This is a genomic window from Corynebacterium stationis (assembly GCF_001941345.1).
Lineage (GTDB): Bacteria > Actinomycetota > Actinomycetes > Mycobacteriales > Mycobacteriaceae > Corynebacterium > Corynebacterium stationis.
The window spans coordinates 1,312,114-1,324,384 of sequence record NZ_CP009251.1; the positions used below are offsets into that span (position 1 = coordinate 1,312,114).

9 protein-coding genes are annotated in these 12,271 nt (G+C 54.6%); 8 read left to right on the forward strand and 1 reads right to left on the reverse strand.

Translation table 11 applies throughout. The annotated features are described in order from the left end of the window. Window positions 1-79: 79 nt before the first annotated feature. Window positions 80-979 carry a KPN_02809 family neutral zinc metallopeptidase gene (ypfJ, locus tag CSTAT_RS06135; RefSeq protein WP_075722822.1) on the reverse strand — a complete coding sequence of 300 codons (900 nt, stop codon included), beginning with the start codon at window positions 977-979 and terminating at the stop codon, window positions 80-82. A gap of 247 nt (window positions 980-1,226) precedes the next feature. Here ypfJ and aspS point away from each other — a divergent pair, with 247 nt between their 5' ends. The 8 genes from aspS to CSTAT_RS06175 all read left to right on the forward strand — a co-directional run bounded on the left by aspS (window position 1,227) and on the right by CSTAT_RS06175 (window position 12,256). Next, on the forward strand, window positions 1,227-3,050 hold the full coding sequence (aspS, locus tag CSTAT_RS06140; protein ID WP_075723821.1) for an aspartate--tRNA ligase: 1,824 nt from the start codon (window positions 1,227-1,229) through the stop codon (window positions 3,048-3,050). A gap of 128 nt (window positions 3,051-3,178) precedes the next feature. Beyond that, window positions 3,179-4,405, forward strand: a complete 1,227-nt coding sequence (locus tag CSTAT_RS06145; RefSeq protein WP_075722823.1) for a protein kinase family protein — start codon at window positions 3,179-3,181, stop codon at window positions 4,403-4,405. A gap of 85 nt (window positions 4,406-4,490) precedes the next feature. Beyond that, window positions 4,491-5,933: a replication-associated recombination protein A gene (locus CSTAT_RS06150; RefSeq protein WP_075722824.1), complete on the forward strand. Its 1,443-nt coding sequence runs from the start codon at window positions 4,491-4,493 to the stop codon at window positions 5,931-5,933. Window positions 5,934-6,117: 184 nt separating this feature from the next. Continuing rightward, complete coding sequence (alaS, locus tag CSTAT_RS06155; RefSeq protein WP_075722825.1) at window positions 6,118-8,793, forward strand: alanine--tRNA ligase; 2,676 nt, start codon at window positions 6,118-6,120, stop codon at window positions 8,791-8,793. 18 nt (window positions 8,794-8,811) lie between these two features. Continuing rightward, on the forward strand, window positions 8,812-9,339 hold the full coding sequence (gene ruvX / locus CSTAT_RS06160) for a Holliday junction resolvase RuvX (RefSeq protein WP_075722826.1): 528 nt from the start codon (window positions 8,812-8,814) through the stop codon (window positions 9,337-9,339). 242 nt (window positions 9,340-9,581) lie between these two features. Beyond that, window positions 9,582-10,739: an endolytic transglycosylase MltG gene (mltG, locus tag CSTAT_RS06165; protein WP_075723822.1), complete on the forward strand. Its 1,158-nt coding sequence runs from the start codon at window positions 9,582-9,584 to the stop codon at window positions 10,737-10,739. Between the two features lie 120 nt (window positions 10,740-10,859). Further along, complete coding sequence (locus CSTAT_RS06170; protein WP_075722827.1) at window positions 10,860-11,720, forward strand: shikimate dehydrogenase; 861 nt, start codon at window positions 10,860-10,862, stop codon at window positions 11,718-11,720. A 71-nt stretch (window positions 11,721-11,791) separates the two neighbouring features. Further along, window positions 11,792-12,256, forward strand: a complete 465-nt coding sequence (locus CSTAT_RS06175; protein ID WP_083640713.1) for a prepilin peptidase — start codon at window positions 11,792-11,794, stop codon at window positions 12,254-12,256. Window positions 12,257-12,271 lie beyond the last annotated feature (15 nt).

Sequence of the window (12,271 nt, forward strand, 5' to 3'; positions counted from 1 at the left end):
ATTTGGACATCGCCAAATTGTGGCCTAAATCCCTGCAGGGTGCGAGTTTTAGGCAGTGCAGGTTCAAGGCGGCGTGGGTTTAAGACGTGTAAACGCCGCGCTCGAGGTAGTCACAGGTTGCCATGGTGCCTTCTCGGTAGCCGGCGAGAAAAGCTTCCTGGCGCTGTTCGGAGGTTCCGTGGGTAAAGGTATCTGGGCGCACCTCGCCTGAGCTGCGTTCTTGGATATTGTCATCGCCAACCGCGCGTGCAGTCTCGACTGCCGCCGCTACCTGTTCCCGAGTGATTGGCTCTAAGAGTGCATCCTCACCTTTGTCGGCATAAGAAGCCCAAATGCCCGCGTAGCAGTCGGCCTGCAGCTCGATCTTCACAGCGTTGGATTCTGCACCCGGCTCGTTATAGTTCGACAGCCCCAATGTGCCTTCGAGCTGCTGAACATGGTGTCCGAATTCGTGGGCGACGATATACATCTGTGCCAGCGGGCCGTCAGAGCCGCCAAGGCTTTCTAGCTGTTCGAAGAAAGAGACATCGAAATAGGCAGTTTGATCAGTGGGGCAGTAAAACGGGCCGGTGGCTGCCGAAGCCATACCGCAGCCTGACTGCGTGGTCTGCTGGAAGATAACGCGGCCTGGTTCTGTGTATTCAATACCGGCTTGCTGTGGCAAAAGTTCTGCCCAGACATCATCAACCGAAATGCCGGTATAGTCCACGCGGCAATCGGCATAAGTATTGCCGTCTTCAAGAGTCTGGCAATGTGCCAAAGGTTCATTGGCATCTTCGCCGCTTTCAATAGCCGGCTGGGCTTGCTCCTGGCCGCCGACCAACTCGCCCAGCTGCCCCGGGCTTCCACCCAGAAGTAGAAATAATCCCACCAGCAAGAGAGAACCAAAGCCACCGCCGGCAGCAATCATGCCGCCACGCCCGCCACGACCCGAGGATGCACGGCGGCCTTGCGGAACAGAACCCTTTTTGAATGTCATGCACTGATCATGCCATAGCCAAGACAAGAAAATGGGTGGAGAGTAGAAAATTTCCGATAACCGCGCAACGCCCTTGATGCAGAATACGGAATATTTAGATGACTAAGATTGACCCCTTTAGAGAAGGGCGCGATAAAGACGAGTAGACTTGGGCCGTTCATGTCTTCTTCCTCCTTGTCGCGCGCGCTGTCTACGCAAGGCGATGGTCGAAGAAGTGGCTGCAAACTTGAAAGGAATGAACACAAACGTGTTGCGTACACACCTAGCGGGCGAACTCCGCAAAGAGCTAACCGGAGAAACCGTCACCTTAACCGGTTGGGTTTCCCGACGTCGTGACCACGGCGGCGTTATCTTCATTGACCTGCGCGACCGTTCCGGTCTCGCACAGGCTGTCTTCCGCGAGTCTGAGGTTGCTGAGCAAGCTCACGAACTGCGCTCGGAATTCGTCGTGAAGGTAACCGGCGTTGTTGAAGCTCGCCCAGAAGGTTCAGAGAACCCAAACCTGGCATCTGGCGAGATTGAACTTAACGTCACCGAGCTCGAGGTGTTGAATAAGTCTGCAGCACTGCCATTCCAAATCGATGACCCATCGTCTTCCGGTGAAGTAGGCGAAGAAGCACGTCTTCGCTACCGCTACCTAGATTTGCGTCGCAAGACCCAAGGCGACGCACTGCGTCTGCGCTCGGCTGCTAACCGCGCTGCTCGCCGCGTTCTGGACCGCCACGAGTTTACCGAGATTGAAACCCCAACTCTGACCCGCTCTACGCCAGAGGGCGCGCGTGACTTCCTGGTCCCAGCACGTCTGAAGCCAGGTTCCTGGTACGCACTGCCGCAGTCCCCACAGCTGTTCAAGCAGTTGCTGATGGTTGCTGGCATGGAGCGTTACTACCAGTTGGCACGTTGCTACCGCGACGAAGACTTCCGTGCAGACCGCCAGCCAGAATTTACTCAGCTGGACGTTGAGATGTCCTTCGTTGACCAAGAAGACGTCATCGCCTTGGGCGAAGAGATCATTGCTGAGCTGTGGAAGCTTATCGGATACGAGATCACCACTCCGATCCCACGCATGACCTACGCGGATGCCATGAAGTACTACGGCACCGATAAGCCAGACCTGCGCTTTGATATCAAGCTCGTAGAGTGCACCGACTTCTTCAAGGACACCACCTTCCGCGTATTCCAGAACGAATACGTCGGCGCGGTCGTCATGGAAGGTGGCGCATCTCAGCCACGTCGCCAGTTCGACGCTTGGCAGGAATGGGCAAAGCAGCGCGGCGCTAAGGGTCTTGCTTACATCACAGTTGCCGAAGATGGAACCTTGGGTGGCCCAGTTGCGAAGAACATTACCGCCGCTGAGCGCGAAGGCATTGCAGAGCACGTCGGCGCTAAGCCTGGCGATGCGATCTTCTTCGCTGCTGGTGATACGAAGTCTTCCCGTGCACTGTTAGGTGCTGCACGTGGAGAGATCGCTCGCAAGAACGACCTCATCAAGGAAGGCGACTGGGCATTTACCTGGGTTGTTGACGCTCCAATGTTTGAGCCAGCAGCTGAGGCCACCGCATCCGGTGACGTTGCTTTGGGTAACTCCTCATGGACCGCTGTGCACCACGCCTTTACCTCTCCTAAGCCAGAGTGGATGGATTCTTTTGATGAGAATCCAGGTGAGGCTACGGCTTACGCTTATGACATTGTCTGCAACGGCAATGAAATCGGCGGCGGCTCCATCCGTATCCACAACGCTGATGTGCAAAAGCGCGTCTTCAACGTCATGGGTATCGGCGAAGAAGAAGCACAGGAGAAGTTCGGCTTCCTCTTGGATGCCTTCCAGTACGGTGCGCCACCACACGGCGGCATCGCTTTAGGCTGGGACCGTATCGTCTCGCTGCTCGGCGGCTTCGACTCCATCCGCGACGTCATCGCATTCCCGAAGTCCGGTGGCGGAGTAGACCCACTCACCGATGCGCCAGCACCAATTCCTGCGCAGCAGCGTAAGGAAACTGGCGTTGATTTCAAGCCAGAAAAAGCTAAGGCACAGGCAGACGCTAAGCCTGCTGACCAGGCTGAAGCTTAATACGAATTCTCCCGCGCATATCGATAAAAGACCTGTGTGCGGGAGCAGAAGCTAGTAAATGGAACCACTAGTTTCTGCCGCGAAAACTCTTCCGTGGTATTTGTGGTTCCAGACTCAAGGAGAAGACCGTGAACCTAGAACAACAACAAGTCGTCGACATCGCTCAAGACTTGCTGTCGCGGCGGTTTGGCGGTCAACAAAAGCTCTCCGAAGTAGAAGAACTCTCTGGTTCTGGCCATGCAGTCGTCCTGCGCGCACGGGTTGCATCCTCACCATTTCTGCAACAGCGCACGGTAGTGCTTAAGCACAACCCGCCAACGGGGCAGGCTTTGGATGATGTGGCCTTCATCAGTGAGGTAGTGGCGTATCAATTCACCACCTCGCTATCCGAAGACACCAGGCCAGGACCCGTGCTTTTAGCGCACGATATTGATGAGCGTATTTTGGTGCTCACTGACTTAGGCGACTCCAATACTTTGTCGGATACCTTGGCAAAAGCTGATGATGAAGAGCGTCTGCAAGTAATCCGCGCACTTGGCACGGAGTTGGGGCAGATGCATGCCGATACTGCTGGCCGCGAGCCTGACTTCGAAGCGCTTGCTAACCGTGTAATCCGCAATCAACCGGATATCATCAACTATCAATTGCGTGCGGAAGCATTGCACAATTCGATTTATCTCGGCTTGGAAATTCTCCAGCGCGCAGGACTGACCCCGCCGGAGGCTGTTTCTAGCTACGCGAACGCGTCCGCTGCGACACTGCTAAGCGGTAACGAGCGAGCATTTACTCCTTTCGACTTGTCGCCAGACAACATTATTGTTTCCCAGAAGATTTCCTTCTTGGATTATGAATGGGCAGGCTTTAGAAACGTTGGCTTTGACGTGGCGTGCGTTATTGCAGGCTTCCCACAGTTCCTGTTCGCTCGCCCGATCTCAGATGAAGAAGGAGATGTCTTCATCCATGCGTGGGCTCGCGAGGTAGTAGAAACTTGGCCACGCTTTGGCGAAAGTGAAGAACTTAACCGCTTGATTGTGCGTTCACTCATTGGATGGGCACTTTCCAGCGTTGCCACCATGTACGCCGGTGGTGTGGAAGAGCTAGCAGCATTTTCTTCTGAAGACCGCGAGATCGATGACGTTTTTGCTAATTCCCTATTGCGCGGAAGCAACCAGGCTCCCTTTAGCGACGATGAGCTTTTGATTCGCCGCGACCTTTATGAGACATTCGAATCGCTCCACAGGTTTGCAGGACGTCGCGGACGTGGCTCTTATGCTGAGGAATATAAGTCCATTGAGGAATTTAGCCAGCAGGTTGCCGACCGGCTGCGGGAGCCACGCCCGATCAATTATCGCTAGCCTAGGCATCTCCTTGGCCGCCTCACTGGGGCTATCCAAGAGACTGTTCAAGGCTTAGGGCTTTTCAAATGGTGAGAAGGTAGTCATGACCCAAGATTCGTTATTTCCAACCGGTCCGTCTGCCGAATCGGAAGGGGATTCTGCTTCAGGCATAGCTGGACGTGGTGGGGCGATGTTTGCTGCGCACACGGGTTCTCCATTGGCTGCTCGCATGCGTCCGCAGCACCTGGATGAAGTCTTAGGCCAAGACCATCTTCTGGCACCGGGAAAGCCATTGCGCCGGTTAGTAGAAGGCTCTGGTGAAGCCTCAGTCATTTTGTACGGACCTCCCGGCACCGGCAAAACCACGATTGCCTCTCTGATCGCTGCAACTATGGGACAGAATTTCGTTGGCTTGTCCGCGCTCGACTCCGGGGTCAAACAAGTTCGAGAAGTAATCACCCACGCCCGCCAAGAGGCTATCCGCGGGGTACGCACAGTACTTTTCATCGACGAGGTACACCGCTTTTCCAAAACTCAGCAGGATGCGTTGCTCGCGGCTGTTGAAAACCGCACGGTACTCCTGGTGGCAGCAACCACGGAAAACCCGTCTTTCTCGGTGGTTTCGCCGTTGCTTTCTCGCTCACTGTTGTTGCAGCTAAACTCCCTGGAACCTGCCGACATTGCGAAGTTAATCGATCGCGCTATCGAGTCACACCGCGGACTGCAAGGTCGCATCAAGATAACAGATGAAGCCAAAGAGCAGTTGACGATGCTCGCCGGTGGCGATGCACGCAGAGTGTTGACCTATCTCGAAGCAGCTGCCGAAACCGCTGAGGACGTGTACTCAAAAACCACTGAAAGTGAGTCGGACGGGGAAGGCGCTGCACAGCCGGTTTTAACCACGGAGGTGCTCAACGCCAGCGTAAACCGCGCAGTGGTGCGCTATGACCGTGACGGCGATCAGCATTACGACGTGGTGTCAGCTTTTATTAAATCCATTCGTGGATCAGACGTGGATGCTGCCTTGCACTACCTAGCGCGCATGATCGAGGCAGGGGAGGACCCACGGTTTATCGCGAGGCGCTTGATCGTGCACGCTTCTGAAGACATTGGCATGGCAGATCCCACAGCACTGCCTACCGCGGTGGCAGCAGCTGAAGCCGCGCAATTGATCGGTCTTCCGGAAGCCCGCATCCCGCTGGCACAGGCGGTTATCCACTTAGCTACTGCACCGAAATCCAACTCGGTGATGCAAGCTATTGCAGCGGCACAAGAAGATATCGCCCGCGGCAAGATTGGGCATGTGCCGCCGCATTTGCGCGATGGACATTATGAAGGTGCAAAGCGTTTGGGAAGTGCAGTCGGATATAAATTTCCACACGATGATCCACGCGGTGTCGTCGCCCAGCAATATCTGCCGCAGGAACTGGCGGATGCCCGGTACTACCAACCCACCAACCACGGTGCGGAGAAGCGAATTTATGAATATCTCCCACGGTTGCGCGGGATCGTGCGGGATGAGAAAAACGCCGGCGGAAGTAAATAAAATCTCGAGTTAGAGAAATTCCTGCCCCGTATTCCGAACCAACGCCCAAGACGGGTAAAGTCTTGTGGTGTTGAGTCCGCGCTTTAACAAGGTATTGCCCAAGCGCGGCAAAAAGATTTAGCCCAGTAGTAGTTATTATGGCTTGTGATTTTAACTACCGATAGATGCAAAAGGACACTGCACAGTGAAGACTCATGAGATTCGCGAACGGTTTACGCAACACTTCGTCAATAGCGGACATGAAGCGGTACCGAGCGCCTCATTGATTCTGGACGACCCGAACCTGCTGTTCGTCAACGCTGGCATGGTTCCGTTCAAGCCCTACTTCTTAGGTCAGCAAAACCCGCCATTTCCTAATGGCTTGGCCACCTCGATCCAAAAGTGCGTCCGCACCTTGGACATTGAAGAAGTAGGCATTACTACCCGTCACAACACTTTCTTCCAGATGGCAGGCAACTTCTCCTTTGGCCAGTACTTCAAAGAGGGTGCAATCGAAAATGCATGGGCACTGCTTACCAACTCCGTCGACGAAGGCGGCTTTGGCTTAGACCCTGATCGCTTGTGGGTTACCGTCTACCTCAACGATGACGAGGCAGCAAAAATCTGGAACGAAAAGATTGGCGTTCCTAAGGAACGTATTCAGCGCATGGGCATGGAAGACAACTATTGGTCCATGGGCGTGCCTGGCCCTTGTGGTCCATGTTCTGAGATCTACTACGACCGCGGCCCGGAATACGGCGTCGAGGGCGGCCCAGAAGCCGATGACAACCGCTACATGGAAATCTGGAACCTCGTGTTCATGCAGAACATCCGTGGTGAAGGCAACGGCAAGGGAGACTTTGAACTACTTGGTGAGCTGCCGAAGAAAAACATTGATACCGGCCTCGGCATCGAGCGCGTAGCTTGTATTCTGCAGGGCGTAGACAATGTCTATGAGACTGACCTTTTGGCACCGGTTATCGCTGAGGCTGAAAAGGTCACCGGCGCTACCTATGAAGATCCAGAAGATGAGCGCATCAATGATGTGCGTTTCCGCGTGATTGCTGACCACTCGCGCACCGCGATGATGCTGATTTTGGATGGTGTAACGCCATCTAATGAAGGTCGCGGTTACATCCTGCGCCGTTTGGTACGCCGCATTATCCGTTCAGCACGTCTGTTGGGTGCGCAGGCAGAAGTTCTTGAGCGTTTCATGAACACCATCATGGACACCATGGAACTGTCCTACCCAGAGATCGCGCAAAACCGCGAGCGTATCCTGCGCGTTGCCCTGAACGAAGAAAAGTCCTTCCTCAAGACCTTGGAGTCCGGCACGCACCGCTTCGATGAGGTCGCAGCGGCTGCCAAGACTGAAGGTAAGACCGTGGTGCGGGGCCAGGAAGCTTTCGAGTTGCACGATACTTATGGTTTCCCCATCGACTTGACTTTGGAAATGGCTGCAGAGGCTGGCCTAGAAGTTGATATGGATTCCTTTAACGCTGCGATGACCGAGCAACGTGAGCGCGCGAAGGCAGATAACCGTGCAAAGAAGCACGGGCATGCGGATGAGTCGCTATACCGTGAGTGGGTTGATAATCAGCCAACTGTCTTTACCGGTTATGAAGAGCTTGCTTCAGACGCAAAGGTTATCGGCCTTGTGCGCGATGGTGAGAAAGTCACCTCAGCTGGTGCAGGCGAGCAAGTCGAAGTCATCTTGGACCACAGCCCGCTGTACGCGGAATCAGGTGGACAGATGGCAGACCGCGGTCGCATCTTTACCGGTGATACCGTTCTGAATGTTCAAGACGTGCAGAAGATCGGTAAGAAACTGTGGGTGCACAAGGCAACCGTTGCATCGGGTGGTCTAGATTTGGGCTCCCAGGTCACCGCTGAGGTTGATCAGAAGTGGCGTCACGGCGCAACACAGGCGCACACTGCAACCCACCTCATTCACGCAGCTTTGCGTGAGGTTCTAGGTCCAACAGCTGTGCAGGCAGGTTCTTTGAACCGTCCAGGTTACTTGCGCTTTGACTTCAACTTCACCGAACAGCTGTCTGATGCACAGCTGGAAGAGATTGCATTGATTGCTAACCAGGCAGTGGATGCGGACTTTGCCGTCAACACCATTGAGACTTCGTTGGAAGAAGCCAAGGCAATGGGTGCGATGGCACTCTTTGGTGAAAACTACGGTCACGATGTGCGCGTGGTTGAAATTGGTGGACCATTTTCCATTGAGCTCTGCGGTGGTACGCACGTCAGCCACTCATCGCAGATTGGCCCAATATCTGTATTGGGTGAGTCTTCCGTGGGCTCTGGTGCACGTCGTATTGAGGCTTACTCGGGTATGGATGCTTTCCGTTATTACTCTAAGGAAGCAGCGCTTATCGATGCTGTCTCGAAGGACCTCAAGGTTCCTTCCGATGACCTACCAGGCCGTATTGCTTCGCTGACAGAGAAGCTCAAGCAGGCTGAAAAGGAAATCGCCAAGCTGCACCAGGCACAACTGCAGGCTAAGTCTGCTGAGTTTGTAGCTCAGGCACAGGACATCAATGGATTTAAGGTGCTTACCTTGAACCTGCCTAATGGTGTTGCGGCTAATGACCTGCGTACCTTAGCTACTGATTTGCGTAACCGTTTGAGCAATGACGACGCGATTGTCGTCTTGGCTTCCGAAAATGATGGCAAGCTGCCGTTTATTGCTGCGGCAACCAAGTCGGCTGTAGCGCGCGGCGTGAAGTCCGGCGATGTAGTCAAGCTCTTTGGTGGCTACGTTGATGGTCGCGGTGGCGGCAAGCCAGATATGGCGCAGGGTGCTGGCAGCAATGCTGGTGGCATCGAGCAGGGCTTTGCTGCTGTCCGCGATTTTGCAGAAACTCTTTAAGTCCAGGCGTAATTAAACATGGCAAAAGTTTCCCCAGACACTCCCGGAGTAGACGACCCAGGCCTTGGGCGTCGGCTCGGTTTAGATGTTGGCACGGTGCGCATTGGCGTGGCGGTCTCTGACCGCGATGCACGTCTTGCCACACCAGTTGCGACCGTGCCTCGGGAAACCGGGTTAAAAGACCCTGATAAGGGTGACATCGATAGGCTGCTGTCTATCATTGCCGAATACGGCATCGTGGAAATCGTTGTCGGTCTACCACGTGACCTCCAAGGCAATGGCTCTGCGAGTGTCAAGCACGCCAAAGAGATCGCCTTTCGTTTGAAGCGCCGTTTGAATAAGCCTTTTGCTACAGATCCCACGCCCCCTTCTCCGGCACCTGTGGTGCGCATGGGGGATGAGCGCCTTACCACCGTCGTCGCAACTACCGCATTGCGCGCATCGGGGGTAAGCGATAAGAAGGGACGCTTCGTCATCGACCAGGCTGCTGCAGTAGAGATTTTGCAGTCCTGGCTCGACGGACGTGCAGCTGCTTTAGGCGGCTAAACTAGCTTGAATATAACGTGCTGGGGGCAAAGATATCTCAAAAAGGTAACGATCTATCGGTATGCCTGCTCGCTTAACTAACACGGAGCGACTAATGTGGTGGCGTTAATACTTGTAGATGGCAACATTGTGACGCTTTCGGGCATTCGCAATGAAAACGACCCCAAGGAGCCGAAACCTTCGTGAGCCACAAAGAACCTCGACTGGCCAAGTCCGGCAAGTCAGCTAATCCCGCCAGGTCAATGGCCCCCGTCCATGTAAAGCGTCGTCAGCGTGGACTAGCGGTATTGATCGCTTCTTTCGTGTTGATTATCGGTGCCGTAGTGTACATCGCCATGCGCGTGCTTAGCGGCAGTGGCGGGGAATCTGAAGGCAATGACTACCAGGGCGAGGGCAACGGCTCAGTAGAGCTCGTGCAAATCCCTGAAGGCTCTTCTATTTCTGAGCTTGGCCCCGAGCTGGAAGAACGCGACATTGTTAAATCCAATGCCGCGTTCCAAGCCGCAGCAGCGAGCAACACCAATGCAGGCAATATTCAGCCGGGCTTTTACCGCTTGCAGGGTCAGATGAGCGGCAATGCGGCAGTGGAGGCACTGCTCAATGAAGAAAACCGCGTGGACATGCTGGCCGTCCACGGTGGTTCAACCTTGATGGACATTAACGTCTTAGGCGGCGATACTCGCTACGGCATTTACTCACTGATTGAGGTCGTAACCTGTAATGATGGCCAATGCGTTAATAAGCAAGAGCTAGAAGACACGGCAGCTTCCGTTGATCCTGCAGAGTTGGGCGCACCGGAGTGGGCACTTGAGGATATTCGTGCTCGCGGAAACGATCCGAAGCGTATCGAGGGCCTGATTGCACCGGGTGAATACGTCTTGGACCCAAATATGAACGCCCAGGAGATCTTGACCGATCTCATTACCCGTTCCACCAAGCGGTATAACGAGACAGGCATTGAAGAGCGTGCCCGCGCCATCGGCATTACTCCGTATGAGCTATTGACGTCTGCTTCTTTGGTAGAACGTGAAGCTCCAGCTGGAGAGTTCGATAAGGTTGCTCGCGTTATTCTCAACCGCCTTGATGAGCCGATGCGCTTAGAGTTCGACTCGACGGTCAACTACGGCTTGGAAGATGTGGAGTTGGCTACAACTGACGAGGACCGCGGGAAAGTTACCCCGTGGAATACCTACGCGATGGATGGCTTGCCAGAGACCCCGATTGCTTCTCCATCTGAAGAAGCAATCCAAGCCATGGAAAACCCAGCGGAAGGTCAGTGGCTCTTCTTCGTGACTATCGACGATCAGGGCACCACGGTCTTTACCGATACCTTCGAAGAGCATCTGGAACAAGTAGATCGCGCCATCGAATCTGGCATCTTGGATACCCAACGTCAGTAGACTAAACAATGCGTGCTGTTTATCATCGCGCATTGTCTTTTTCCCTAATTACTTCCTATTACCTTCTCGGCGTTTCAGCGAAAGTTTCCGGCGCCGGCACACAAGGAGCTTTGAGAGTATATGCCACGCGCAGCGGTCTTAGGCCAGCCCATTGCCCATTCCATGTCCCCAATCTTGCATACCGCGGGCTATAAGGCGTTGGGCCTTGATGATTGGTCATATACCCGGATTGAGGCGAATGCCGAGACACTACCGGGCATCGTGAGCGGATCAGAAGAAGACTACCGCGGCTTTTCGGTGACCATGCCGGGTAAATTCGCAGCATTTTCTCTAGCATGTGAAATTACCGACCGCGCGCGACTGATGGGCTCTGCCAATACCTTGGTGCGTATTGAAGGCGGCTGGCGCGCAGATAATACCGACACCGAAGGCGTTGAAGGGGCGTTGACCGAGCTGCTTGGCCGTGCTGATAACTTGCGGGTGCGTGATTCTTCAACCACGCAACAAAGGGCATTGCTCATTGGCTCTGGCGGAACCGCACGCCCAGCTCTGTGGGCGCTGGCGCAGCGTGGTATTAAGAACATTGATCTCTTAAACCGCACTGACCGCCGCAGTGAGCTGCAACATCTGACGGAATCTCTTGGTCAAAATATTACGCCGGTGACCTATTCCGATGACATCGAAAAGATTGCGCAGCGCGCAGAAGTTATTATCTCCACGGTGCCATCACCCGCGCTAGAAGGTCATGAAGAGACGCTGGCGCACGCTCCAATCTTGGACGTTATCTACGACCCATGGCCAACTCCGCTCACCGTGCACGCGGCTTCCGATGGCTACCCGACAGTCGGCGGGCATCGCATGCTGGCTTATCAAGCGTTTAGTCAATTTGAGCAGTTCACTGGCCAGGAAGCGCCACGCGAAGCCATGTTTGAAGCTTTGAAGGTTTACATGCGTGACAAGAACGTCAACCGCCTGTACTAAGTAAAACGCCGGTACGCTGAGATGTAGACGTCTTATGACCGGAAGTGAAGCATACTTGGGGGAGTGTGTTGATGCAGAATTTAATAGCACAGGCTGTGCCCATCGTGGGGCTCGGGGGCGCAGCTGTGTGGGCAGTAGCGCTAATAATTTATGATGTTCGGCAGCGCCGCTTGCCGGACTTTCTCACTTTGCCGGCAGCAGCCTTGGCACTTGGGTGGATTGGATTTACCCTGCAGTGGCATGCGCTGTGGGGGCTTTTATGGTCAGCTCTTTATTTGTTGCTGGCCCTAGCCAGCAACGGACAGGGCATGGGTGGGGGCGACATAAAGCTGGCGGTGTCGCTCGGGGTTGTCATGGTGAAGCACTCTGGAGTCTTTGCACTTTTGGTAGCAATCGGGCTGACAGCGGTGATAGCGCTGATATGGGGCCTGATTTTGCGGGGGAGAGCTAGGCAGCGCGGCATTGATCGTGCAGATCCACCCAACGGGCCAGCCATGCTTTTTGCGACTGCGATAGTAGTTTTTACACCTTGGTAGGGGGAGTGCTGAATC